Raw genomic sequence first — 24,659 nt, 5'->3', positions numbered from 1 at the left:
CTGGTATATCAGTCTGTGCAGTACAGTAGGTCACATGAACGCACGGGTCAACGACGAGCCCGCCTCCGTCTCACTCACCGAGCAGGCGTACGCCGTCCTGCGCGACCGCCTGGTGATGCTGGAGATCAGGCCGGGTGAGCCCATCAACGAGGACCGGCTGCGCACCGAGCTCGGCGTGGGCCGCACCCCGATCCGCGAGGCGTTGAAGCGGCTGGAGCAGGAGCGGCTCGTCGTCGCCTTCCCGCGCCGCGGCACGTTCGCCACCGATGTGAACATCTCCGACCTCTCGCACATCTCCGAGGTCCGCCGGACCCTGGAACCCCTTGCCGCAGCCGCGGCGGCCGAACGTGCCACGACCGAGGACAGGGCCGCGCTCACCGCACTGCGCTCACGGCTCGACACGGCGGCGCCTTCCGGTGACAACACGGAGCTCCTGCGCGCCGACGTCGGCGTGCACCGCGCGATCTACCGGTGCGTGCACAACCCGTTCCTGGAGGACACGCTGGTCTCCTACGACAACCTGGCCACGCGGATCTGGTGCGTCTTCCTGCCTCGACTGTCCGGAATGGCCGGTCACGTCGACGAGCACGTCCCCCTCCTCACCGCGATCGTCGAGGGTGACGCCGAGAAGGCGAGCGAGCTCGCCTCCCAGCACGTCATCGGTTTCGAACGGGCGGTTCGGGCGCTGATCTGACGAGCTCGTCCACGGTGTCGGCGCAGCGCTTCTCCCACAACACCATCGGATCGCTGCGCAGGTCCTTCGCCAGCGCCACGCACAGCACGACCATGACGAGCCCGAACGGTGCCGCGGCGATGATCGTGAGGTTCTGCAGGCCGGTCAACGCCGTCGCGCCGCCACCACCGACCAGCAGCATCACCGCGGCCACACCTCCGGTCGCCACTCCCCAGAACACCACCAGCCTGCGGTGCGGCTCGATGGCGCCGCGCTGCGACAGGGTGCCCATGACCAGGGACGCGGCGTCCGCACCGGACACGAAGAAGATCGCCACGAGGACCATCACGACCACTCCGGCGACGGCCGCCAGCGGGAACTGCTCGAGCACGCCGAAGAGCTGCGACTCGGGGTTCGCCGCGCCGGCGAGGTCGGTTCCGCCACGCTGCAAGGTGATCGCGGTCCCACCCATGATCGTGAACCAGACCAGGCTGACCACCGACGGCACGAGGATCACGCCGCTGACGAACTGCTTGATCGTGCGGCCGCGGCTGATCCGCGCGATGAACATGCCGACGAACGGGGTCCACGAGATCCACCAGGCCCAGTAGAAGATCGTCCATGACGCCAGCCAGCTCTCCATCGCGGCACCGCCGGAGGCGCCCGAGCGGGAGATCATCTCGCCCATCTCGCGGAAGTAGTCACCGACGGCGGCGGGGATCAGGTTCAGGATGAGGATGGTCGGGCCGACGGCGAACACGAACACCGCCAGCACGGTCGCCAGCACCATGTTGATGTTCGACAGCCACTGGATCCCCTTGGCCACACCGGAGACGGCCGACGCCACGAACGCGACCGTCAGCACCGCGATGATGCCGATCAGCACGCCGACGCCGGGGTTCTCGGCGACGAACCCGCCCGCCTTCAGCCCGCTGCCGATCTGCAACGCGCCGAGACCGAGCGACGCGGCCGACCCGAACAACGTCGCGAAGATCGCCAGGATGTCGATCAACCGGCCGAGCGGTCCCTCGGACACCCGGTCCCCGAACAGCGGGGCGAACGCCGCGCTGATCAACTGCTTGCGGCCGCGCCGGAAGGTGCCGTAGGCGATGGCGAGACCGACGACCGCGTAGATCGACCACGGGTGGATCGCCCAGTGGAACAACGAGGTGGCCATCGCGGTCTCGACGGCGGCGTCCGTGCCGCCCTCGACCGCGCCGGGCGGTGGCTTCACGAAGTGCGACAACGGTTCCGCGACGCCGTAGAACATCAGCCCGATGCCCATGCCCGCGCTGAACATCATCGCGACCCACGAGACCGTCCGGAACTCCGGCCGCTCGTCGTCGTGACCGAGCGGGATCCGGCCGTAGCGGCTGAAGGCGAGCCAGAGTGCGAAGAGCACGAACCCGGTGGCCGCGGTCAGGAAGGCCCAGCCGGTGTTGCGGATGACCCAGCCGAGCACGGCCGAGGACACACTGCCGAGACTGCTGGTGCCGATGACACCCCAGGCGAGGAAGGCCGAGGCCACGGCGGCGGACACGACGAACACGACCTTGTCGGTGCCCGTCTTCGTGGTGGGAAGGAACTTCGGTTCGGGCATCGTGTCTACCACCTCGTCGTGGATGTGACTTCCTGAACCCAGCGGTGGAACTCCCCGATGTGGTGTTCGGAGGGAACCAGCACACCCCCTTGCGCGTAGGCCCGCGACGACATCGCGGGCTGGCACCGTTCGCAGGCGTCGAAGTCCTGCTCGTTGACGCGGTGGAAGAGCTCCACGGACCGCGAGACGTCCTTGCCGGTCGCGACGACGTCCTTGGCGTAGAGCCAGTCGCACTCGACGATCGTGCGGTCGGCGGCCATCGGGAACATCCGGTGGATGATCACGTGGTCGGGCACGAGGTTGATGAACACCTGCGGCCGCACGGTGATCGCGTAGTACCGGCGGTCCTGCTCGGAGCCGACGCCGTCCAGCCGGTCGAAACCCTCGCCGCCGTCGATCGTGAAGCCCTTGATCTCCTCACCGAACACCGCGCCGTGCCCGACGTAGTACTGCGCCGCGTACCCGTCCGCGAACTCCGGCAGGACCTCGGTGAGTTCGGGGTGGATGGTGGCGCAGTGGTAGCACTCCATGAAGTTCTCGATGATGAGCTTCCAGTTGGCCTTGACGTCGTAGGTGATCCGCCGTCCCAGGTCCAGCTCGCTGACCTGGTAGTTGCCGATCGCGTCGAGGTCGCCCAGGCGCTCGCGGACGTCCTGCTGGACGGTCTGCTCGAACGACGGCGGGTCGGTGGCGAGGCAGATCCACGCGTAGCCGAGCCACTCCCGCAGGTGGACGGTCCTCAGGCCGTACTCGACGCGGTCGACGTCCGGCATCGACGTGAGGTTCGGCGCGGCGACGAGCTTGCCGTCGAGGCCGTAGGTCCAGGCGTGGTACGGGCACTGGAAGGCGCGCTTGACCGTGCCGGCCTCCTCGACGCACAGCTTCGCGCCGCGGTGGCGGCAGATGTTGAGGAACGCGCGCAGCGATCCGTCCCGCCCGCGGGTGACGAGGACGGACTCGCGTCCGATCTGGACGGTCTTGAAGTTGCCCGCGTCCGGCAGGTCGGCGCCGCGCACGGCGCAGAACCACATCTGCTCGAAGATCTTCTCCTGTTCCAGCGCGAAGATCGCGGGGTCGGTGTAGGTGTGGCCGGGCAGCGTGGGGATCAGGCTGGACGGGAGTCCGGTCGCGGTCATGGTCGCTCCGTGGCGGTGGAGGAGGTCAGAGGAAGAGGGTGTGCGCGTCCGGACCGAGGACGCGGGTCATGAGCGGATCCGCTTCATCTCGGGGTCGAACAGCGGTTCCGCCGCCACGACCGCCGCGACGCGCTCGCCGAAGTACTCGATCTCGACCGGCGTGCCCGCGACGGTGACCTCGGCCGGTAGCCAGGCATAGGCGATGTTCTTGCCGATCGAGTAACCGCGCGCGGCACTCGTGACGTACCCGACCGGCACTCCACCGGCGAACACCGGCTCGGAACCCATCACGACCTGGAAGTCGTCGTCGATCGTCAGACAGGTGAGCCTGCGCGACACCGTCTCGCCGGAGCGGCCCTCCAACGCCTTGCGGCCGTGGAAGTAGCCCTTGTTCATCCGGACCGCGAAGCCCAGGCCCGCCTCGAACGGGTCGTGCTCGGTGGTCACGTCGGCGCCCCACGAGCGGTAGCCCTTCTCCAGCCGCATGCTGGTGAACGCACTGCGGCCGGCGGCGATGACGCCGTGCTCCTGCCCGGCCTCCCACAGTGTGTCCCACAGCCGGGCGCCCAGGTCGGCCGTCGTGTAAAGCTCCCAGCCGAGCTCGCCGACGTACGACAGGCGCATCGCGGTGACGGGAACCTCGCCGATGAAGGCCTTCCTGGCCTTGAAGTACCCCATCGCCTCGTGCGAGAAGTCCTCGCGGGTCAACGGTTGCAGCAGCTTGCGCGCCAGAGGTCCCCACAGGCCGATGCAGCAGGTGCCCGGCGTGATGTCCGCGATGTGCACGCCGCCGTTGGGTGGCAGATGCCTGCGCAGCCAGTCGAGGTCGAGCGGGCCGTTCGCGCCGACCTGGAATCGGTCCTCGCCGAGCCGGGCGATGGTCAGGTCGCTGCGCACTCCGCCGTTCTCGTTGAGCAGCAACGTGTAGACCACCGTGCCCGGCTTGCGGTCGAGCTGGTTGGTGGTCAGGGTCTGCAGGAACGTCAGTGCCTCCGGGCCGCTGACCTCCAGCCGCTTCAACGCCGTCATGTCGAACATCGCGACCCGCTTGCGTGCCACGAGCGCCTCGGCACCGGCGATCGGCGACCAGAACCGCGATGCCCACTCGTTGCGCTCCGGGATCTCCGCGACCTCGGGCAGGGTCGCGTTGGCCTCGTACCAGTGCGGTCGTTCCCAGCCGGAGGCTTCCAGGAACACCGCACCGAGTTCCTTCTGCCGTTCGTGGAAGGGGCTCGTGCGCAACGGCCGCGGCTTCTCGGCGGGCTGCAGCGGGTGGAGGATGTCGTAGACCTCGACGAACGCGCGGCAGCTCCGCTCGTGCACGTAGCCGGGCGCGCGCTGGACGTCCTCGAACCGGTTGAGGTCGCAGCCGTGCAGGTCGATCTCGGGCTGCCCGTCCACCAGCCACTCGGCCATCGCCTTGGCCACACCGGCGGAGTGCGTGATCCACACGGCCTCCGCGACCCAGAACCCGTTGAGGCCGGGGTGTTCACCGAGCAGCGGGTTTCCGTCCGGAGTGAAGGAGAACAGTCCGTTGACACCCTCCTCGACCTTCGCGTCGCGGAGGACCGGCAGCAGGTCGACCGCGGCGTCCCACGAGGTCTCGAAGTCCTCCGGGGTGAACGCGATCTCGGACGGCATGGTCGGCGCCGCGTCGAAGCCGACGATGTCGTCCGCCGAGATCGGCATCGGCCGGTGGCCGTAGGCGCCGATGCCGAGGCGGTCGACGTGCTCGCGGAAGTACAGGTCGGCGTCCTGGTGGCGCAGCAACGGTTTCGACATCTCGCCCAGCTCGGTGTTGACGCCCTTGAGCACGGGCAACGGGGTCGTTCTCGCGTACTGGTGCGCCATCGGGACCAGCGGGATGTCGAGGTCGGCCATCCGCCCGATCCGCGGGCCCCACATGCCGACGCAGGACACGACGATGTCGGCGGGGAAGGTGTCGTGCTCGGTGACGACGGCCTTCACCCGGCGGCCGGTGCGCTCGATCCCGGTGACCTCGTGGTGCGCCAGGAACCTCGCTCCCCGGTCCATCGCCCTGCGCGCCTGTGCTTCCGCCGCGCGCAGCGGCTTGGCGAGGCCGTCACTCGGGATGTGGAACCCGCCGAGGATCCTGGCCGGGTCGAGCAACGGGTGCAGCCGCGCACATTCCTCCGGGTCGCGCAGGAAGCTCTCGACGCCCCACGACGTCGCCCAGCCGTGCCGGCGCTTGAGGTCCGTCCAGCGCTCCGGGGTGGTGGCGACCTCCAGCCCGCCGAGCTGCTGGAAGCACCACTTGTCGTCCATCGTCAGCGCCGTGTACTTCTCGACGGTGTACTGGGCGAACGAGGTCATGGTCTTGCAGCCGGTGGTCTGGAAGACCAGGCCGGGGGCGTGCGAGCTCGACCCGCCCGTCGCGAACAGCGGTCCCTGTTCGAGCACGGTGACGTCGGTCCACCCCCGCGCGGTCAGTTCGTCGGCGAGCGCGCATCCGACGATGCCCGCTCCGATGAGCACCACTCTCGGCTGGGTCACAGGACCACCACCGAGCGGAGAACACGGCCGTGGTGCATGTCGTCGAACGCCTTCTCGACGTCCTCCAGCCCGATCGTCTCGGTCACGAACGCTCCCAGGTCCAGCCTGCCCTGCAGGTAGAGGTCGATGAGCAGCGGGAAGTCGCGGCTGGGCAGGCAGTCGCCGTACCAGGACGACTTCACCGCGCCACCGCGCGAGAACACGTCGATCAACGGCAGTTCGAGTGTCATGTCCGGGGTCGGAACACCGACGAGCACGACGGTGCCGGCGTGGTCGCGGGCGTAGAAGGCCTGCCGGAACGTCTCCGGCCGGCCGACCGCGTCGATCACCACGTCGGCGCCGTTGCCCTCGGTGAGTTCGCGGATCGCCTCCACCACGTCGTGCTCGCGGGCGTTGACCGTGTGCGTGGCGCCGAACCGTTGTGCCCACTCCAGTTTGGTGGGGTCGAGGTCGACGGCGATGATCGTCCGCGCCCCCGCCAGCCGTGCCCCCGCGATGGCCGCGTCACCGACACCGCCACACCCGAGCACCGCCACGCTGTCGCCACGGGTGACGCCACCGGTGTTGATCGCGGCACCGATGCCCGCCATCACGCCGCAGCCGAGCAGGCCCGCGACCTCCGCCGGTGCCTTCGGGTTCACCTTCGTGCACTGTCCGCTGTGGACGAGCGTCTTCTCCGCGAACGCCCCGATGCCCAACGCCGGCGACAACGGCGTGCCGTCCGCCAGGGTCATGGGCTGCGCGGCGTTGTGGGTGTTGAAGCAGTACTGCGACCGGCCACGCAGGCACGACCGGCACGAGCCGCAGACCGCCCGCCAGTTGAGGATCACGAAGTCACCGGGCTCCAGGTCCGTCACCCCGGCACCGACCGCCTCGACCACGCCCGCGGCCTCGTGCCCGAGCAGGAACGGGAACTCGTCGTTGATCCCGCCCTCCCGGTAGTGCAGATCGGTGTGGCAGACCCCGCAGGCCCGTACGTTCACCAGCGCCTCGCCGGGGCCGGGGTCCGGTACGAGGACGGTCTCGACCGAGACCTTGGCCCCGCGCCCCGTGGCCACGACACCGTTCACCGCATGTGCCACTCGAATCGCTCCCGTCAGAGGTGGGGGTAGAGGGGGTTGTTCTTGGCGAGCAACGCGACGCGGGCGGCCAGGTCCGCCTCGGCCGTCTCGTCGAAGGAGGGCTTCAGCGCGGCGGCGATGATGTCCGCGACCTCCGCGAAGTCGTCGGCGGTGAAACCGCGGGCGGCCAGGGCGGGCGTGCCGATCCGCAGGCCGGAGGTGACCATCGGCGGGCGCGGGTCGAACGGCACGGCGTTGCGGTTGACGGTGATCCCGATGCGGTGCAACCGGTCCTCGGCCTGTCTGCCGTCCAATGAGGACTCGACCAGGTCGACCAGGACGAGGTGCACGTCGGTGCCGCCGGTCAGGACCTTCACGCCGGCCTCGGCGCAGTCGGGCCGTGCGAGCCGGGAAGCCAGGATCGACGCGCCCTGCAGCACGCGGTGCTGGCGTTCGCGGAACTCCTCCCCCGCCGCGACCCGGAACGCGACCGCCTTGGCCGCGACGACGTGCTGGAGCGGTCCACCCTGCTGGCCGGGGAACACCGCGGAGTCGACCTTCTTGGCCAGCTCCCGCGTGCAGAGGATCACGCCACCGCGCGGACCACCGAGCGTCTTGTGCGTGGTCGTCGTGACCAGGTCCGCGAACGGCACCGGGTTCGGGTGCAGTCCCGCGGCGACCAGACCGGCGAAGTGCGCCATGTCGACCATCAGCCTGGCGCCGGCGAGATCGGCGATCCGGCGGAACCGCGCGAAGTCGAGCTGCCGCGGGTAGGCCGACCAGCCCGCGATGATCAGTTTCGGCCGGGACTCCAGCGCCAGGCGCTCGACCTCGGCCATGTCGACCCGGCCCGACGACCGGTCCACGTGGTAGGCGACGACGTTGTAGAGCCGGCCGGAGAAGTTGATCCTCATGCCGTGCGTCAGGTGGCCGCCGTGCGCGAGATCCAGGCCCATGATCGTGTCGCCGGGCTGGAGCACCGCCGCCATCGCCGCCGCGTTGGCCTGCGCGCCGGAGTGCGGCTGGACGTTCGCGTGCTCGGCGCCGAACAGCGCCTTGACCCGGTCGGCCGCCAGCGCCTCGATCACGTCGACGTGCTCGCACCCGCCGTAGTAGCGGCGTCCCGGGTAGCCCTCGGCGTACTTGTTGGTCAGCACCGATCCCTGCGCCTGCAGCACGCCGACCGGCGCGAAGTTCTCGGAAGCGATCATCTCGAGCGTCGACTGCTGGCGGTGCAGCTCGGCGCGGATCCCGGCGGCGACCTCGGGGTCGAGCTCGTCGAGATCCTGGTCCAGGACTGTGGTGGGAACGGAGAGTGACAACGGGCCAACCCTTCCGAGCGAGTTCCGTAATACGCAACGAGGTCCGCATTATGCAACTGCAGCGCGCATCACGGTGAGACCCGCTCGAGCCGTTGTCAAGCCTTGTCGCACGGACGGACGTACCCGAAACGACAACGAGCCCCCGGCCGCGGCCGGGGGCTCGTTGTTCATGAATGTCTTTCACAGCACGGGATGCCCCATGCGGACGGAGAGGTCGCGCGATGCCACGCGCAGCTCCTCGACGATCTCGGGCATGCGCTTCTGCGAGAGCCGGTAGGCGGGACCAGCGGCACTGATGGCCGCCACGACGTCACCGCGCGAGCCGAAGACCGGGACCGCCACCGCGTGCAGGCCGGCCTCCAGCTCCTCCATGCACGTGGCGAACCCGTCCTCGGCCGTGCGCCGCAGCACCGTGCGCAGCCGCACGGGATCGGTGATCGTGCGCGGGGCACACGGCTCCAGGTCGCCGGACAGCACGCGTTCCTGATCTTCTTCGGACGCGGCGGCTAGCAGGACCTTTCCGCTCGACGTGGCGTGCAACGGAGTCCGCTGCCCGACCCAGTTCTGCGCCGCCACCGCGGAACCGCCCCGCGCCTGGCTCACGTTCAGCGCGACACCGCCGTCGAGGACCGCGATGTTGACCGTCTCGCCGAGCCGGTCCGCGAGCGCCGAGCAGACCGGACCGCCGACCCGGACGTAGTCGAGCTGACCGCTCACGGCACCGGCGAACCGGAGCATGCCGAGACCGATCCGGAAGGGGCCGCGCTCGCCGACCTGCTCCACGAGCTCACGGGCCTGGAGCGTGTGGACGAGTCTGGACGCCGAGGACTTGTGCACGCCGAGCTCGGCGGCGATCTCGGTGATCCCCGCTTCGCCGTTGCGGGCCAACAGCTCCAGAACCGTCACCGCCCGATCGACCGACTGCACCAGCGCCGGGTCGCGCGCCTCCTCGTTGTTGCTCATAGCGCAACGTTAACCGATGAGTGCAACGAAGGGTGCTCGCGCAAGCGCCCCGGCGCCTCCTTCCGGTGGATCCCCTCCCTGTACTGGTTACTCGTTCAAGCACAGCCTCCTTGACGTCTCTCTTGATCCTCAGTCATGCTTTTGTTGCGTATAACACACTCTGTTCCGTAATACGCAACGGAGGGATTCTGATGATCACCGCTTGCGCCGTGGAGGATCTGCCGGTGGGCGAGTCCTTGCGCATTCCCGGCGACGTGGCCATCGCCGTCTTCAACGCGGACGGCGAGCTCTACGCGATCGACGACACCTGCAGCCACCAGGACGCCTCCCTGTCCGAGGGCTGGCTGGAGGGGTGTTTCGTCGAATGCCCGCTGCACGCCGCGAGTTTCGACCTCCGCACCGGCGTCCCGACCTGCCTGCCGGCCAAGAAGGCGGTGCGCACGTACCCGGTCGTGGTGCGGGACGGCGTGATCTACGTGGACGCGGGTGGTCACGAGGCCGTCGCATGAGGACGGTCGCGGTGGCCGGCGCCTCGCTGGCCGGCCTGCGTTCCGTCCAGGAACTGCGCGAGCAGGGGTTCGACGGGCGGATCGTGGTGATCGGCGAGGAGCCGCACGCGCCCTACGACCGGCCACCGCTGTCCAAGGCGTTCCTGTCCGGTGCCCTGCCTCGCGAGGAACTCGCACTGTCCGAAGAGGACTTCGGCGCCGAGTGGCGGCTCGGGGTCCGCGCCGAGCGCACCGACCCGTCGACCGGCTCGATCCACCTGTCCACCGGCGAGGTGCTGCGCGCGGACGGCCTGGTGATCGCCACCGGTGGCCGCCCGCGCACGTTGCCCGGCACCTCGGCCCTGCGCGGTGTGCACACCTTGCGCACCCTCGACGATGCCGTTGCGCTGCAAGCGGATCTGGTGCCGGGCACCCGCGTCGTGGTGGTGGGTGCGGGCTGGATCGGCGCCGAAGTGGCCTCCACCTGCCGTTCACTCGGCCTCGACGTGACGGTCGTCGAGGCGGCGTCGGTGCCGATGGAACGCGTCCTGGGCAAGACGCTCGGCTCACTCTGCGCCGACCTGCACGCCGACCACGGTGTCGACCTGCGCCTGGGCGTCGGCGTGGAGTCCTTCGCGCACAACGGAACGCGCGTCACCGGCGTCGTCCTGCGCGACGGCACCCACCTCCCGGCCGACGTCGTGGTGGCCGGCATCGGCATGGAGCCCGCGACCGAATGGCTGCACGGTTCGGGCCTGGCGCTGGACAACGGCGTGCTGTGCGACGCCGGCTGCGTCACGGCCGTCCCGTCCGTCGTCGCCGTGGGCGATGTGGCCCGGTACCGCACCGCCGCCGGCGGTCACGTCCGGCACGAGCACTGGACCAACGCTTCGGAACAGCCGGTCGTGGCCGTTCGCAACCTCCTCGCCGGTACGACGCTGGAGACGTTCCGGCCGTCCGGTTACGTGTGGTCCGACCAGTACGGCGTCCGCCTGCAGCTCGCGGGCGACACCGCCGGCGCGGACGAGGTGCTCGTGATCGACGGGTCGCCGGACGACCGGAGGTTCGTCGCCGAGTTCCGCCGCGCCGGCCTGCCCGTCGGGGTGCTCGCCATGAACAACGCCAAGCTGTTCGGCCGCCTGCGCCGCCGGCTCAGCGCGGTCTGATCAGAACGCGTCCAGCAGTGCCGCCATCCGCTTCTCCACGTGCGGCCGGGCCTCGTCGCCCGTGAAGATCCACGGCGAGCCCTTCTCCATGCCGGCCACCACCATCACGCCCACCTCGTCGATACTGGCCCCGCTCCGGAGGAATGCCTCGACATCAGGCACGAGGTCCTCCCGCACGGCCACGCCGGCGTTCACCTCCCTGGTGTTCGCGACGATGCCGGTGTCGACCGGACCGGGGCAGAGCACGCTGACGTCGATGCCATGCCTGGCCACGTTGAGCCGCAACGACTCCGACAGTCCGACCACCGCGAACTTGGCCGTCGCGTACACCAGGTTCGGGTCGCTCACGAGCCCGGCGGCCGACGCGGTGTTCACCACATACCCCGCCTTGCGCTCAAGCATCCGCGGCAGGAACGTCTGGATCCCGTTGATCACGCCGGTGAGGTTGACCGCGAGAGCCAGATCCCACTTGTCGTAGGTCAGGTCCTGCACGGCGACGTACGGCGCGATGCCAGCGTTGTTGAACAACAGGTCGATGTTGCCCAACGCGCGTTCCGCGTCGTCCGCGGCTTCCGCGAACGCGGCACGGTCGCGCACGTCCAGCCGGTACGTCTCCACGGCCGTGAGCCGGGACAGCTCTTCCTTGCTGTGCGCGAGTGACGGCTCGTCGACGTCGGCCAGCGCGAGCCGCACGCCCCGCTTGCCGAGCGCTCGCGCGATGCCCAGGCCGATGCCCCTGGCGCCGCCCGTGATGAAGGCGGCCGATCCGGTCCAGTTCCTCATGAGAGCCTCTCTATGCTGGCCTGATGACACTATGCTGACCGACATAGTAGCCTGCTCAGCATGCACTCGACGCCAGAAGATGGCCCTTTGATCACGACCCAGCCCCCGCGGAGCTCCCCCGACGACGAGCCTTCGATGACGCTCAGGCAGGTCCTGTCGACCGGCGGCCGGGCCACCCTGGTCGCGTTCATGGGCCTGCAGGTGCTCGACAGCGTCGACGGAGTGATGTTCATCGTCTTCGCGCCGGAGATCCGCGACTCGCTCGGCATCAGCACGCCGGCCGTGAGCGTCCTCGGCGCGCTGACCGGCCTGATGGTCGCGGTCGCCGCACTCCCGCTCGGCCTGCTGGGAGACCGGTACCGCCGCACCACGATCGCGGGCGTCGCGACACTCATCTGGGCCGCGGCCGCCGGGTTGCTCGGCACGGTCCAGACCCTCTGGCAGGCCGTCGCCCTGCGCGTCGCGGCGGGCATCGGCAAGGCGAGCGAAGGGCCGATCCAGACGTCACTGCTGGTCGACGCCTACCCGCCGGCCGGGCGTGGCCGGGTGCTCGGGCTGCACCGCGGCGGGCAGCCACTGGGCACCGTCATCGGACCGCTGCTGGCGGCGGCGTTCGCGGCGATGATCCCCGCGGAGCACGAGCCGTGGCGGTGGGCGTTCGCGTTCCTCGCCATCCCCGCGCTGCTGCTCGCGTTCACCGCGTTCCGCCTGCCCGAACCACGGGCCGCGAAGGTGACCCCGTCGGTACGGGACGCCTTCCGAGGCCTGCTGAAGATCCGCACGTTCGTGCTGGTGATGGTCGCGCTCGGCGCGTTCGGCATGTCCGTGACGACGGTGCCGATCTACCTGAACGTCATCCTGAAGGACCAGCTCGGGCAGGACGCGGCGGCACGGGGCGTGATCACGTCCGTGTGCGCGGTCGGCGGGCTGCTCGGCGCGGCCCTCGGCGGGGCGTTGAGCGACCGGCTGTTCCGGCGCAGCCCCGAGGCGTGCGTCCACCTGGCGGCCGTGGCGCTCACGCTGCTGGGCGTCGGGTTCGCGGTGCAGGCCTACGCGCCGGACGTCACGACGTACGCCGTGATCGGGATGGTCACCCAGGCGATGACGTACGCCGGAGTCATCGCGTTGAGCCTTGTCGTGGCCGCGGTGACACCGGCGGAACTCCGCTCGACGGCGTTCGCGCTGATGGCTGTCTACACGGCACTGGTCGGCGGACTCGGCGGAGCGTTGCTCACCGGTGCGGCGGAGGGACTCTGGGGCGGACAGGCCGCGGTCGCCGTCTCGGCGCCGCTGGCCTCGGTGCTGGCGGGCATCGTCCTGGTCGCGAGCACCCGGCACGTGCGTCGCGACATCGCGCGAACCGGCGATCTACGATGACCGCCGTGAACTCTCCTGGGCCACGCCGGATCGACGAGATCGGCGACGAGAGCCGCCGCCGCATCCTCGACGCCGCCGAGGAGCTCTTCGCCGAGCGCGGGTTCGACCGCACGTCGTTCGTCGACATCGCGAAGCGCTCCGGAATCAGCCGCGGCTCGATCCCCTGGCACTTCAAGAACAAGGACGGCCTCGTGCTGGCCGTCTTCGAACGGGTGGTCGCCCGGATCTGGCCGGCCGAGCGCTACGAGTCCGTCCCGTCCCTCGCCGAGGTGTTCGCCGAGACCGGGGAACTGTTGCGCAGCGGCAACTCCGCGCTGCTGTTCATGATCCTGGTCGAGGCCCTCGGCGACCGCGGTGTCGTGCACGAGCAGTACCAGGAGTTCTTCTCCCGCAGGCGCGCGGGCATCGAGGACCTGCTGCGCTTCAAGCGCCCCGCCGACGCCGACCCCGAGAAGGCGGCCGAACAGGAACACGTCGCCGCCGTGGCGCTCAACGGCGCGCTCCTGGGCATCCACCTGCAGGCGCTCATCGACCCGGAGAACGTCGACCTCGACTCCGCGCTGGCGTCGATGGCGACGATGTTCGACCGGAACCTCGCCGAGGTGTGGCGCACCGAGTAGTGGTGCGGGCGGTCGAGCAGCTTCAGCCCGCCGGCCTTGGCGACTGCGCGACGAGCTGCTCGCCCAAGCCTGTTGCGGGCTCACGTCATTGGCGTTCTCCCCAGGCCGGCCCCGGTCTCGGTAATCTCGCGACATGACAGAGGCGCCGTCCGAGGACCAGCTGCCGTGACCGGAGAGGATCTCGGGCTGGCCCATCGGCTGGCCGACATCGCGGATGGCATTTCCGGCGGCTACTTCGCCGGTGGCGTGGTGGAGACGGAGACCAAAGCCGACGGCTCGCCGGTGACGCGGGTGGACCGGGAGGTCGAGCTGGCGTTGCGTGACGCGGTGGCGCGGGAGCGTCCGCACGAGGGTTTCCTCGGTGAGGAGTTCGGGCCGCGAGGGCCGGCAGAGCGGCGGTGGATTGTCGACGCGCTCGACGGCACGGCGAGTTTCGTGGCCGGTGAGCCGGAGTGGAGCACCCTGATCGCTCGGCAGGCGCGGGGCGAGGTCGAGATGGGTCTGGTGTCGGCGCCGGCGTTGGACCGACGCTGGTACGCCGTCACGGGGCACGGCGCGTGGACCGCGCGCTGGTCCGCGGAGCAGCAGCGGTTGGCCGTGTCGGCCACGCCGGAGCTGGGTGCGGCGAGCGTGGCGATCTGGCCGCCGGTGGCGGCGCTCACCGCGGAGATGCGGCGTCCGCTGGAACGGCTGGCCGCTGCCGCCGCACGAGTGCTCCCAGAGCCGGGAGCGGGCGGCGGGAAGCCGTCGGCCGGCTCGGGGACCTGCCACTGGGCCCTGCTGGTGGCGGTGGGTGTGGTGGATGTGTTCCTGCTGGTTGGTGGTGGTCCGTGGGATCTGGCGGCCTTGGTGCCGATCGTCGAGGAGGCCGGCGGCAGGTTCAGTGACCTGTCCGGAGGGCGCAGCCTCGAGGGCACGGCGGGGGTGTTCAGCAACGGGGCACTGCACGACCAAGTGCTCGAAATCCTCCTCGAGCACGACGACGAGGAGGGATGACCGAGGCACGACACCCTCCTGGCGGCATGGCCGCAGACAACCAGCCCCACCGGTATGCGGGCCGTCCGGCCACACCACCAGAAACCACCTCAGGCGCGACTCTCATCGAACGCCCTACGGGACGCGCCCTAGTAGGCCAGGTCCTCCGCCTGCAGCTCCGCCCGCGACGACACCCCGAGCTTGCGCAGCACCCGCGCCGCGTGCTGTTCGACCGTGCGCGGCGACAGGAACAGCACGTCCGCGATCTTCCGGTTCGTGTGCCCGGCGGCGAGCAGCCGGGCCACCTCCTGCTCGCGCGGCGACAGCTCGTTGCCGTACCCGCGCCGCCCCCGCCGCGACGGTTTGCCGCCGCCGATGCTGCGCAACCGGTGCCGGCAGCGGGCCGCGTCACGGGTGGCGCCCAGCGCGTCGAACGTGTCCACGAGGTCGGAGAGGAGTTCGCTCGCCTTCTCCTGCTCGCGGGGGAGCAGGCAGCCTGCCTCGCGTTCGGCGACCAGCGCGGTCAGGTACGGCGCGGGCAACGCCGAGTACCGGTCGGCGGCCTCGCGGTAGAGCGACACGGCGTCGTCCGCGCGGCCGCGGGCCTCGGCGAGAAGAGCGCGGCACCACGCCAGCGAGGCGAAGGCCATCGGGGCGTCACGGCCGGCGATGCCCTCCGCGATCTCGTCGATCACCGTCTCGGCGTCGGTCTCGCGGCCGGCGGCGAGGAACGTGGCCACGGCGACCGGTCCCAGTTCGGTCGCCCACACCCAGACGCCCTTCGCCCGGACGATCGCGAGGCCGCGGTCGACGTCCACGCAGGCGCGGGTGATCTCGTCCTGGGCGAGCATGGTCCTCGCCAGGGCCGCGCAGCCGGCGATGGCGACCGGGGCGATCGACTCCTCGGGGGCGAACGCGCCGGTCTCGGTGAGGTGGCTGGTCGCCTCCGGCCACTCGCCGCGGGCGGTGGCGAGCAGGCCGAGGACCAGACTCAGCTCGCTGGCCAGCGGGAACAGGTCGCGGTACTCGTCGAGCAGGCTCTCGGCACGCTGGGCGAGGCCGTCCCAGTTGCCGGTGAGCCAGTCGAGGCGGGCCCTGGTCGCGTGGGCCGTGCTCGCGACGAACGGGGCGCCGCACTCGGAGGCGAACCGCAGGCCGTCGCGCAACAGGTCGGCGCAGAGGTCGAAGTGGCCGGTGGTGGTCAGCGCGTCGGCGAGGTTGCAGTGGGCGCGGGCGAGCTGGCGCAGTTCGCCCGGGGTGGACGCGGGCCGGAACTCCAGCCCGGCCAGCACCGCCGGGTCGCCGGTGTGCATCCTCGAGCCGACCACGTTGGCGTACAACGACATCCTGAGCTCGGGGTCGTCCAACGACGCGCGGGCCTGCGTGACGCGGTCGAGCCACGGCTCGACCTCGCTCATCGGGGTGATGCCCAGGTAGGACAGTCCCAGCACGGCGGCGCCGCGCGCGGCCAGGTCCGGGCGCTCGGTCAGGTCGGCGACGGCCCGTTCGAGCTCGGAACGGGCCTCCTCGACGCCGCCCGCCTGCCGGATCAGCAGCACGCCGCGGTAGAGGCGCACCTGCCCGCGTGCGGCGGTCGACAGCCGCCGGTCGGACAGCAGGCGTTCCAGCGCCTCGGTCGGGTCCAGCTGGTCGAGGCCCTGGTGGGCGATCTGGCCGAGCTTGATCGCGAGGCGGTCGACGTCGGCCGCGGGCACCGCCGGGTCGAGCAGCAGCCGTTGCAGCAGGGCGGTGGCAGTGCCCGCGTCGCCGATCTCCACGGCCCGGTCGGCGGCGGCCTCGCCGTAGCGCAGCCACGCCGACGTCTGCCCGGCGCGTTCGCTGTGCTCGGCGAGCTGGACCAGCGGGCGGGGTTCTACCTGGTCGAGCACCTCCACGGCCCGCTGGTGCAGCGACTGCCGATCGGGGCCGCTCAACGTGTCGTAGACGGCCTGCTGGGCCAGCGCGTGCCGGAAGCCGTACCGCCGTGCGTCGACCTCGTGCAGAACGTGGCCGGTCAGCGCGTGCGTGAGGGCTTCGCGGACCTCGCTGACCGAAGCCACCTCGCCGAGCAGTTCGGCGGACGCGGGCGCGCCCAGCACCGCGGCGGCCTCGACGAGCCGGGTCGCGGCGGCGGGCAGGGTGGCGAGGCGCTCGGCGATGGCGTCCCGCAGCAGCACCGGGACGTCCACGTTGTCGAGCAGCCGGCGGGCCGTGGCGCCGTCCGCGTGCACCGCGCCGGCCGGGTTCCGCATGGCCCGCAGGGTCTCCTCGACCACGAACGGGATGCCCGCCGTGCGTTCGTGCAGCTTGGCGGCGAACTCCGCCGACACGGGCTCGCCGTCGAGGATGGCCGACGTCAGCGCCCGCACCTCGCCGACGTCGAGCGGTTCGAGCTCCAGCAACGCGCTGGTGATGCCGGTGGGCGGCCGGTACGCCGACCCCAGCGGGACGCCGCCCGGCACGTCCTCGCGCCGGTACGTGACCACGATGGACAGGTTCGCCGGTGGATCGCCCATCAGGAACCGCAGCAGCTGCCGCGAGCCGTCGTCGGCCCAGTGCAGGTCCTCGACGACCAGCAGCACCGGGCCGACCACGCTGATCAGCTCCCGCAGCGCGCGGAACACCCGGTGCCGCTCGGCTCGCGGGTCACCGGTCGGAGCAGGCGGTTCGGGCAGGTACGCGGCGAGCTCCGGCAGCAGTGCACCGAGCACGCCCGCCACCGGGCTCAGCCGCGAGTGGTGGCGCGCCAACCGGTCCGTGCAGTCGCGCAACGCCTCCAGCACCGCGCCGTACGGGAACGGTTCCCCCACCGGCTGGCAGTGGCCCATGAGCACGACGATCGGGCCGAGGTCCGCTTCGAGGAGCTCGCGCACCAGGCGTGACTTCCCGACGCCCGCCTCGCCCTCGATCAGGACCACCGCGGGCTGGCTGGGCACGGCGGCACGCAGCGCGCCGAGCTGATCACCCCGCCCCACCAGCACGGGCGAGCTGGTCCGCATCAGCCCCGTGGGGTCGGACCTCCGTTGGCCCGATCTCGGTGTCCGGCTCATCCGGACCGATGGTAGGTGAAAGACGGGTATCCCTACGTAGCGATATCCGGATTGTTCGCTGTTCGTGGTCGCTCGATGGTGATCCGCAGGTGCCGCCCATCCCTGCCGAGGCGGCCAGAACGGAGAACCCGAGATGCGACTCGATCGCACGACACGCGTGCTCGCGACCGCCGGCATCGGCCTGGCCGTCGTGGCCGCGGTGAGCAGCCCCTCCTCCGCCCAGACGGGCTCGATCCAGAAGACCGGCGAGCCCGTCGCGGGCAGCTACATCGTGGTGTTCAAGGACGGTGCCAGCGACGCCCCGGCCACCAACGCCAAGGCGTTCGACCTCGCCCGCAAGCACGGGGGCAAGGTCAGCAACACCTACGTCGCGTCGGTGCGCGGCTTCGCGGTGAAGATGGACGAGGCGGCGGCCAGGCGGCTCGCGGCCGACCCGTCGGTCGCCTACGTGCAGCAGGACGGCTGGGCGCACATGTCCGACACCCAGACCAACCCGACCTGGGGCCTCGACCGGATCGACCAGGCGAACCTGCCGGTCGACTCGAAGTACACCTACCCCGGCACCGCGTCGAACGTGACCGCGTACATCCTGGACACCGGCATCCACAAGTCGCACACCGAGTTCGAGGGCCGGGCCAAGGACGGCTACGACTTCATCGACAACGACCCGGACGCGTCGGACTGCCAGGGGCACGGCACGCACGTCGCCGGCACGGTCGGCTCGAAGACGTACGGCGTGGCGAAGAAGGTCACCCTGGTCGGGGTCCGCGTGCTCGGCTGCAACGGCAGCGGGCAGTACTCCCAGATCATCAAGGGCATCGACTGGGTGGCGCAGAACGCGAAGAAGCCGGCCGTGGCGAACATGAGCCTCGGCGGTGGCGCGGACTCCACTGTGGACAACGCGGTGAAGCGCGCGATCGCGGCGGGCGTGACGTTCGGGTTGGCGGCGGGCAACAACAACGGCGACGCCTGCCAGACCTCCCCCGCCCGCGTGCCGGAGGCCATCACCGTGGCCGCCAGCGACTCGGCCGACCGGCGCTCGATCTACACCGGCGGCCAGGCGTCGAACTGGGGCTCCTGCGTCGACCTCTTCGGGCCCGGCTCGAACATCACCTCGACCCGCAACGGCGGCGGCACCACGTCGATGGGCGGCACCTCGATGGCCACCCCGCACGTCGTCGGCGCCGCCGCGCTGTACGTGTCCGCGAACCCGTCCGCCTCCCCTGCCCAGGTTCGCGACGCACTGGTGAACAACTCGACGCCGAACAAGATCTCCGACGTCAAGGGCTCGCCGAACAAGCTGCTCAACATCAGCTTCATGGGTGGGCCCGGCCCCGAGCCGTGCGCCGCCGTCACCAACGGCGACGATGTGTCCATTCCGGACAACAACACCGCGGTGACCTCGTCGGTGACCGTGACCGGGTGCACCGGCATGGCCTCGGCCACCACCCAGGTCAAGGTCGACATCAACCACCCGTACACCGCGGACCTGGCCATCGACCTGGTCGGTCCGTCCGGCGCGACCTACAGCCTCAAGAAGGCGAAGGGCGCCACCTCCTCCGGCGGTGTGCACGAGACCTTCACGGTCGACGCCTCCGCGGAGAACCGCAACGGCACGTGGAAGCTGCAGGTGACCGACGTCTGGACCTACGACGCCGGGAACATCGACACCTGGACCCTGACGTTCTGACGACGCCCGGAAGGACTTCCCATGTACCGCACCACCTGCGGGCTCGCCGTTCTCGTCCTCGCCTCCACCGTGCTGGCCTTCCCGGCCCAGGCGGCTGAAGCCGACTTCGTCCGGGCCGGGAACCCCGCACCCGGCGGCAGCTTCATCGTGTCCCTCAAGCCCGCGACCGCCGGCGTTCAGGCGTCGTCGAGCGCACTCGTCCAGAAGTACGGCGGCGACCTCGACGCCGTGTTCTCCCACGCCATGCGCGGTTTCCAGGTCACGAACCTGACCGAGGCCGCCGCGCGGAAGCTCGCGGCCGACCCTGCCGTGAAGGCCGTCTACCAGGACGGCACCGCGAAGGCGCTGGACGTGCAGACCAACCCGACGTGGGGCCTCGACCGCATCGACCAGGCGAACCTGCCGCTGGACAAGAAGTTCACCTATCCCAGCGGCGGCGCGTCGAACGTGACGGTCTACGTCACCGACACCGGCATCAAGACCTCGATCGCCGACTTCGAGGGTCGCGCGTCCGTGGGCGCCGACTTCATCGAGGACGGCCAGAACGGTCAGGACTGCTCGGGTCACGGCACGCACGTGGCGGGCACGGTCGGCTCGAAGACCTACGGCGTGGCCAAGAAGGTCAAGCTGGTCTCGGTCCGCATGCTCGGCACCAACTGCGGCAACAGCGGCCCGGACTCAGCCGGTGTCAAGGCCATCGAGTGGATCACCGCGAACGCGCGGAAACCCGCTGTGGTCAACGCTTCCTGGACCTTCGACACCGCCGACATCGGCAACGACGCCATCGCCGGGATGGTCGCCTCCGGCGTGCAGATGGCCGTCGCGTCCGGCAACAGCTCGACGAACGCCTGCTCCACCGGCCCCGCCAAGATCGCGTCCCTCATCACGGTCAACGCGACCTCGTCCAACGACGCGCGTGCCTCGTTCTCGAACTACGGCACCTGCACGGACATCTTCGCCCCCGGTGACAACATCACCTCGCTGGGGCTGAACGGCGGCGCCACCGGCATGTCCGGTACGTCCATGGCCACCCCGCACGTCGCCGGGGTCGCGGCCCTGTACCTGTCGGCCACCCCGTCCGCGAGCCCACAGGCCCTGCGCGACGCGTTGGTGAACAACGCCACCGACGGCAAAGTCACCAACCCCGGTACCGGTTCGCCCAACAAGCTGCTCTACAGCGGTTTCATCGGCGGCGGTCCCGACCCGGAGTGCGGACCGGGCACCAACGGCGACGACGTGTCCATTCCGGACACGAACACCCCGGTGTCGTCGTCGGTGACGATCTCGGGCTGCACCGGCAACTCCACGGCCTCGGCAACCGTCAAGGTCGACATCAACCACACCTACACCGGCGACCTGGCCGTCGACCTGGTCAGTCCGTCGGGCAAGTCCTACGTCCTCAAGAAGGCCGGCGGTGCTTCGTCCTCCGGTGGCATCCACGAGACCTACACCGTCGACCTGTCCTCCGAGGCACGCAACGGGACGTGGAAGCTGCAGGTGACCGACATCTACTCCTACGACACCGGCAACATCGACTCCTGGACCCTCACCGTTTAGGAGTTCCGCGTACGAAGAAGGGCCCCGGATCTCCGGGGCCCTTCTCCCGTCGGTGCTAGTGAGCGCCGACGCGGTGCATCGCGAAGCTGGTGACGGTCAGGGTGAACGTCACCTTGCCGGTCTTCCCGTCGGCCGAGGTGGCCGTGATGGTGATCGGGTAGGTGCCGGTCGGGGTGGAGAAGCTGGTGAAGATCCAGACGTTGCTGGTGCCGTTCTGGCCGATGGTGGCCGGGTTGAACGAGACCTGCGTACCGGCCGGAGCACCGGACGCGGTCAGCGTCAGGTTCCCGGTGCCACCACTGGCCTTCACCGCGGTCTGCACGAGCTGCCCCTGCCAGCCGCTGCCCGACGACGGCGTGGCGGTCACGGTGACGTCACCGGTCGGCGGCTCCTGGGTGCCCTCGACCGTGAGCGCGACCGTCGTGGTGGCGGTCTTCCCGGCCGCGTCGGTGCCGGTGACCGTGATGGTCGACGTGCCGGCGGTCGCGGTGCTGGAGACGTCCAGCGTCAGCTTGGCCGAAGACCCGGCACCGATGGAGGCGGGCTGGAACGCCGCCTTCACCCCGCTGGGCACGCCGCTCGCCGACAGGGTGATCGTCTGGCCGCCACCGGTGCTGGAGATGGTGGTGGAGACGTAGTTCCCCTTGGCCGCCTTCACACTGCCCGGTGACGCGGACAGCGTGAAGTCGCCCGGCTGCTGATCGCCGGTGACGGTCAGCGAGTACTTGCCGGACGCGGTCTTGCCGCTGGAGGTGGTTCCCGTGACGGTGACCTCGTAGGTGCCGTTCGGTGCCGAGGTGCTCGCCTCGAACGTGACCTTGGCCGAGTTCCCGGTGGTCACCGACGTCGGCTGGAAGACCGCCTTCACGCCGCTGGGCAGACCGGAAGCCGACAGCGTGGCGTTCTCCGCGCCACCCGATCCGGCCGTGGTGGTGATGCCGGCGGACACGGTCTTGCCGGCCGCGACCGACCCGCTGCCCGGCGCGACGGACAGCCCGAAGTCGCCGACCGGGGGCTGGACGCCGACCTCGTTCTTGACCCAGTCGCCCATCTCGTTGTCGAGGCGGCCGTAGATCGAGTACCACTTGAAGTCGGAGCGGCTCCACGACGCGACACCGTAGATCTTGCCGTCGACGATCAGCGGACCGCCGCTGTCACCGGGCAGGATCGTGATCCGGCCGTCGGAGTAGCCGGCGCAGATCATGGTCGCCGACTTGAAGCCCGCGCCGACGCCCTGGCAGACGCTGTCACCGTTGACGATGGGCAGGTTCGCCTTGTCGAGGGTGACGTCCTGCGAGGTGTCGTTGAAGTCCTTCTTGCCGTAGCCGAAGCCGAGCCCGGTCTTGCCGGGCGCCGCGCCGCCCGCGTCCGCGGAGGTGGCGAACTTCGGGTAGGCGGCACCGCCCTTGAGCGCGATGTCGCGGTCCACGGTCACGACGGCGACGTCGAAGCCCTGGTCGAAGTTGACGTACTTCGGGTGCTTCTTGTAGCTCACGACGTTCACGGGGAACCCGCTGCCGGAGCCACCGTCGTAGTCCTTGAGGTCGTCGAGCCCGTAGACGAACTTCTTCTCCCCCTGGGCATCCGCGCAGTGCGCCGCGATCAGGATCTTGCGCGGTGCCACGACGGTGCCGGTGCAGGTCTGGCCTTCCGGCCGGGACCCGCCGGCACGGATGCCCGCGATGATGCCGGGAAACTCGCTCACGGTGGCGTTCTGCCCGCCGGCGAACTGGGGCGAGGCGTCACCGAGGTCGGCGGGGACGGTGTCCCCCAGGTAGTTCGCCGCAGGGGCGTTCGGTGGCGCGGCGTTCGCGATGCTGACGGGTGCCAGCACCGTGGCCGCGACCAGGGCCAGCAGGCCCCAGGAGCGTGGTGTTCTCGTCACGTCGGTTCCTCTCGGATCTCAGGAACGCCCACCTCAGGGCAGGGACGGCGGCCGTTCGCTGCGATCACTGTCGGAGGAGTCCCGGTGCGGAACAATCAGGGTCCGCATCCGTAGGGGTACGGAACTTTCTCGCGGCGGGCCGACCGCCGGGAGTTGGCGCCGGCTGCGGGCTCCCGTGCCGTCCCGTGGTCATGGTCTGCGGAAGATCGTGATGGAGTGACCGACCGCGTCGATCGGCGTGCTGGTGGTGATCAACGCCCGGAGGCGGTCGTCGGCCTTCGCGATGGCCGAGTCCGACACGACGAGCAGGCCCCGCACCCGTTCCGGCGGCACCTTGCGCGGATCGGGCGCGTGGATTCCGTAGTACTCCGGCACTCCCGCGCCCTTGTAGACGAGCCAGGCCGGCTCGTCCGGGTAGCGCCTCAGCCGTTCCGCCAGCCTCGCCAGGTCCTGGCCCCAGTCCACGTTCGAGTCGTGCAGGTGCAGGTGCGTCTTCGCCGGGCCGCCGAACACCTCGTTGGAGTACGGCAGGTAGTAGGGGAAGGTCCACAGCGAACTGACGGCGGCCAGGGCGGCCGCGGTGACGGCCCACCGTCCGCGCACCGCGGCGGCGGCGACGGCCAGGAACATCGGCACGCAGATCGCGTACCGGACGCCGAGGTCGCGGCTGCCGGTCATGGCGACGGCCAGCAGCACGGCGACGGGCAGGAGGACGTGCAGCGCCGCCGGACGCCGGATCATGGCGATCACTCCGGCGACCCACAGCACCAGTGCGCCCAGTGGTGTCTTCACCAGCAGTGCCGCCGGCAGGTAGTACCAGCGCGAACCCTCGTAGTGCGTGCCGAACAGGTACCCGCCCCACACCTGGCTCTCGAAGCCGAACTGGAGCCTCATGCCGTCCAGGTAGGGCTCGGGGAACGGCAGCCAGCCGATCGGCGCGGACGGCAGGTCCGGCGGGCTTTCCCAGCGCAGCAACGGATCCACGGTGAGGTACGACACCCACACGACGGCGATCGCGATCAGCACCACCGCGGCGGCGGCTTTGACCCGTGCCTGCCAGACGACCAGGAGCAGCAACACCGGGACCGCGGCCAGGGTGTTCGTCTTCGTGGCCAGGGCCGCGCCCAGGGCGAGTCCGGCGAGCGGCAGGTAGAGCACGGGGTTGGCGCGCGCCCGCCACAGCAGCCAGGCCGTCGTCAGGAGGAAACCGGCGGCCGCGACGTCGAGCGTGGCGAGCGAGCCGTGCGCGATGAGGTCGGGTGAGAACGAGTACAGGGCCAGCGCGAGCAGGCCGCCGGACCTGGTCGAGACGTCGGTGGCGAACAGCCACACGACCAGCCCGAACAGCAGCGTGAGCGCGATCATCGGCAGCCTGGCCGCCGGCAACAGCGCGCCGGGATCGTTGCCCTGCTCGTAGAGGACGTGCCGGCCGAGCGCGGTCTGGTCGCCCCGGAAGTCCGGGTCGAGGCGGGCGCCGGCGAACGCCAGTCCGGTGGCCATGACCAGCTTGCCGAGCGGCGGGTGCTCCGGGTTGTACCGCAGGCTGCCCTGCTCCAGGTAGACCACGGCCGTGCCCACGTAGACCGGCTCGTCGATGGTCGGGGTCTGCTCGACCGCGGTGGTGACCATCGCGATCGCCATCTGGGCCAGCAACACGACCGCCACCAGCGCGAACGGCCACCGCCGAGGACCTGCTCCCGGCGCCGGGACCTCGACGGGGCGCTGGATCGTGGCGAGCGACAAGCCGCGTGGCCCTTCCCCGTGTGAGAGCAACCCCTGCACTTGCCGAAACGGGATGC

18 protein-coding genes are annotated in these 24,659 nt (G+C 70.4%); 8 read left to right on the top strand and 10 right to left on the bottom strand.

Features of this window, described 5'->3' with window-relative positions; translation table 11 throughout:
• Positions 1-34 precede the first annotated feature (34 nt).
• The gene (locus tag ACRSBM_RS14065; RefSeq protein ID WP_434443735.1) at positions 35-694 is read left to right on the top strand and encodes a GntR family transcriptional regulator; all 660 of its coding nucleotides are present in this window, start codon (positions 35-37) and stop codon (positions 692-694) included.
• Here the strand turns inward: ACRSBM_RS14065 and ACRSBM_RS14060 are convergent.
• The 6 genes from ACRSBM_RS14060 to ACRSBM_RS14035 form a co-directional block, all read right to left on the bottom strand.
• Positions 657-2,273 carry a BCCT family transporter gene (locus tag ACRSBM_RS14060; RefSeq protein WP_434443733.1) on the bottom strand — a complete coding sequence of 539 codons (1,617 nt, stop codon included), beginning with the start codon at positions 2,271-2,273 and terminating at the stop codon, positions 657-659. The two genes, ACRSBM_RS14065 and ACRSBM_RS14060, sit on opposite strands and share 38 nt — an antisense overlap.
• A 5-nt stretch (positions 2,274-2,278) precedes the next feature.
• Positions 2,279-3,409, bottom strand: coding sequence for an aromatic ring-hydroxylating oxygenase subunit alpha (locus tag ACRSBM_RS14055; RefSeq protein ID WP_434443730.1), 1,131 nt, complete (start codon positions 3,407-3,409; stop codon positions 2,279-2,281).
• Between the two features lie 66 nt (positions 3,410-3,475).
• A complete protein-coding gene (locus ACRSBM_RS14050; RefSeq protein WP_434443728.1) occupies positions 3,476-5,923 on the bottom strand; it encodes a GcvT family protein in 2,448 nt (815 codons plus the stop codon).
• Positions 5,920-7,005 carry an S-(hydroxymethyl)mycothiol dehydrogenase gene (locus tag ACRSBM_RS14045; protein ID WP_434443726.1) on the bottom strand — a complete coding sequence of 362 codons (1,086 nt, stop codon included), beginning with the start codon at positions 7,003-7,005 and terminating at the stop codon, positions 5,920-5,922. The genes ACRSBM_RS14050 and ACRSBM_RS14045 overlap by 4 nt, the downstream gene beginning before the upstream one ends.
• Positions 7,006-7,019: 14 nt before the next feature.
• The gene (glyA, locus tag ACRSBM_RS14040) at positions 7,020-8,306 is read right to left on the bottom strand and encodes a serine hydroxymethyltransferase (RefSeq protein ID WP_434443723.1); all 1,287 of its coding nucleotides are present in this window, start codon (positions 8,304-8,306) and stop codon (positions 7,020-7,022) included.
• 180 nt (positions 8,307-8,486) lie between these two features.
• The gene (locus ACRSBM_RS14035) at positions 8,487-9,269 is read right to left on the bottom strand and encodes an IclR family transcriptional regulator (protein ID WP_434443721.1); all 783 of its coding nucleotides are present in this window, start codon (positions 9,267-9,269) and stop codon (positions 8,487-8,489) included.
• 191 nt (positions 9,270-9,460) lie between these two features.
• On the opposite strand from ACRSBM_RS14035, the gene ACRSBM_RS14030 reads away from it, so the two are divergent.
• Both ACRSBM_RS14030 and ACRSBM_RS14025 read left to right on the top strand, forming a co-directional pair.
• The gene (locus ACRSBM_RS14030; RefSeq protein WP_434443720.1) at positions 9,461-9,778 is read left to right on the top strand and encodes a bifunctional 3-phenylpropionate/cinnamic acid dioxygenase ferredoxin subunit; all 318 of its coding nucleotides are present in this window, start codon (positions 9,461-9,463) and stop codon (positions 9,776-9,778) included.
• On the top strand, positions 9,775-10,923 hold the full coding sequence (locus ACRSBM_RS14025; RefSeq protein ID WP_434443717.1) for an NAD(P)/FAD-dependent oxidoreductase: 1,149 nt from the start codon (positions 9,775-9,777) through the stop codon (positions 10,921-10,923). Before ACRSBM_RS14030 ends, ACRSBM_RS14025 begins: the two co-directional genes overlap by 4 nt.
• Here the strand turns inward: ACRSBM_RS14025 and ACRSBM_RS14020 are convergent, their stop codons facing one another.
• Positions 10,924-11,706 (bottom strand): SDR family NAD(P)-dependent oxidoreductase, encoded by a 783-nt coding sequence (locus tag ACRSBM_RS14020; protein WP_434443715.1) that lies wholly within the window; start codon positions 11,704-11,706, stop codon positions 10,924-10,926.
• Positions 11,707-11,841: 135 nt separating this feature from the next.
• Between ACRSBM_RS14020 and ACRSBM_RS14015 the strand changes: the two genes are divergently transcribed.
• The 3 genes from ACRSBM_RS14015 to ACRSBM_RS14005 all read left to right on the top strand — a co-directional run bounded on the left by ACRSBM_RS14015 (position 11,842) and on the right by ACRSBM_RS14005 (position 14,699).
• The gene (locus ACRSBM_RS14015; protein ID WP_434443712.1) at positions 11,842-13,083 is read left to right on the top strand and encodes an MFS transporter; all 1,242 of its coding nucleotides are present in this window, start codon (positions 11,842-11,844) and stop codon (positions 13,081-13,083) included.
• A 5-nt stretch (positions 13,084-13,088) separates the two neighbouring features.
• Positions 13,089-13,703, top strand: coding sequence for a TetR/AcrR family transcriptional regulator (locus tag ACRSBM_RS14010; protein WP_434443710.1), 615 nt, complete (start codon positions 13,089-13,091; stop codon positions 13,701-13,703).
• A 165-nt stretch (positions 13,704-13,868) separates the two neighbouring features.
• A complete protein-coding gene (locus ACRSBM_RS14005) occupies positions 13,869-14,699 on the top strand; it encodes an inositol monophosphatase family protein (protein ID WP_434443708.1) in 831 nt (276 codons plus the stop codon).
• Between the two features lie 128 nt (positions 14,700-14,827).
• On the opposite strand, the gene ACRSBM_RS14000 is transcribed toward ACRSBM_RS14005, so the two are convergent.
• Positions 14,828-17,728 carry an ATP-binding protein gene (locus ACRSBM_RS14000; RefSeq protein ID WP_434443706.1) on the bottom strand — a complete coding sequence of 967 codons (2,901 nt, stop codon included), beginning with the start codon at positions 17,726-17,728 and terminating at the stop codon, positions 14,828-14,830.
• Positions 17,729-17,861: 133 nt separating this feature from the next.
• On the opposite strand from ACRSBM_RS14000, the gene ACRSBM_RS13995 reads away from it, so the two are divergent.
• Together ACRSBM_RS13995 and ACRSBM_RS13990 are read left to right on the top strand one after the other, a co-directional pair.
• Positions 17,862-19,418 (top strand): S8 family peptidase, encoded by a 1,557-nt coding sequence (locus tag ACRSBM_RS13995; RefSeq protein WP_434443704.1) that lies wholly within the window; start codon positions 17,862-17,864, stop codon positions 19,416-19,418.
• Between the two features lie 21 nt (positions 19,419-19,439).
• Entirely contained in the window at positions 19,440-20,975 is a 1,536-nt protein-coding gene (locus ACRSBM_RS13990) for a S8 family serine peptidase (RefSeq protein ID WP_434443701.1), read from the top strand.
• Between the two features lie 55 nt (positions 20,976-21,030).
• Here ACRSBM_RS13990 and ACRSBM_RS13985 read toward each other — a convergent pair whose 3' ends face one another.
• Entirely contained in the window at positions 21,031-22,860 is a 1,830-nt protein-coding gene (locus ACRSBM_RS13985; protein WP_434443699.1) for a trypsin-like serine protease, read from the bottom strand.
• A 189-nt stretch (positions 22,861-23,049) separates the two neighbouring features.
• Positions 23,050-24,603, bottom strand: coding sequence for an ArnT family glycosyltransferase (locus tag ACRSBM_RS13980; protein WP_434443696.1), 1,554 nt, complete (start codon positions 24,601-24,603; stop codon positions 23,050-23,052).
• Positions 24,604-24,659 lie beyond the last annotated feature (56 nt).

Origin of the sequence: Lentzea xerophila (assembly GCF_051094245.1) — a bacterium.
GTDB classification, from domain to species: Bacteria; Actinomycetota; Actinomycetes; order Mycobacteriales; family Pseudonocardiaceae; genus Lentzea; species Lentzea xerophila.
The sequence above is the reverse complement of the archived record's forward strand: the minus strand, read 5'-3'. Positions and strand labels throughout refer to the sequence as shown.

Excerpts from the sequence above, each read along its gene's own strand:
- ACRSBM_RS14065 (WP_434443735.1), top strand. The coding sequence starts at position 35 with ATGAACGCACGGGTCAACGACGAGCCCGCCTCCGTCTCACTCACCGAG.
- ACRSBM_RS13995 (WP_434443704.1), top strand. The coding sequence starts at position 17,862 with ATGCGACTCGATCGCACGACACGCGTGCTCGCGACCGCCGGCATCGGC.
- ACRSBM_RS14035 (WP_434443721.1), bottom strand. The coding sequence starts at position 9,269 with ATGAGCAACAACGAGGAGGCGCGCGACCCGGCGCTGGTGCAGTCGGTC.
- ACRSBM_RS14060 (WP_434443733.1), bottom strand. The coding sequence starts at position 2,273 with ATGCCCGAACCGAAGTTCCTTCCCACCACGAAGACGGGCACCGACAAG.
- ACRSBM_RS14020 (WP_434443715.1), bottom strand. The coding sequence starts at position 11,706 with ATGAGGAACTGGACCGGATCGGCCGCCTTCATCACGGGCGGCGCCAGG.
- ACRSBM_RS14025 (WP_434443717.1), top strand. The coding sequence starts at position 9,775 with ATGAGGACGGTCGCGGTGGCCGGCGCCTCGCTGGCCGGCCTGCGTTCC.
- ACRSBM_RS14055 (WP_434443730.1), bottom strand. The coding sequence starts at position 3,409 with ATGACCGCGACCGGACTCCCGTCCAGCCTGATCCCCACGCTGCCCGGC.
- ACRSBM_RS14015 (WP_434443712.1), top strand. The coding sequence starts at position 11,842 with ATGACGCTCAGGCAGGTCCTGTCGACCGGCGGCCGGGCCACCCTGGTC.
- ACRSBM_RS14030 (WP_434443720.1), top strand. The coding sequence starts at position 9,461 with ATGATCACCGCTTGCGCCGTGGAGGATCTGCCGGTGGGCGAGTCCTTG.
- ACRSBM_RS14000 (WP_434443706.1), bottom strand. The coding sequence starts at position 17,728 with ATGAGCCGGACACCGAGATCGGGCCAACGGAGGTCCGACCCCACGGGG.
- ACRSBM_RS13990 (WP_434443701.1), top strand. The coding sequence starts at position 19,440 with ATGTACCGCACCACCTGCGGGCTCGCCGTTCTCGTCCTCGCCTCCACC.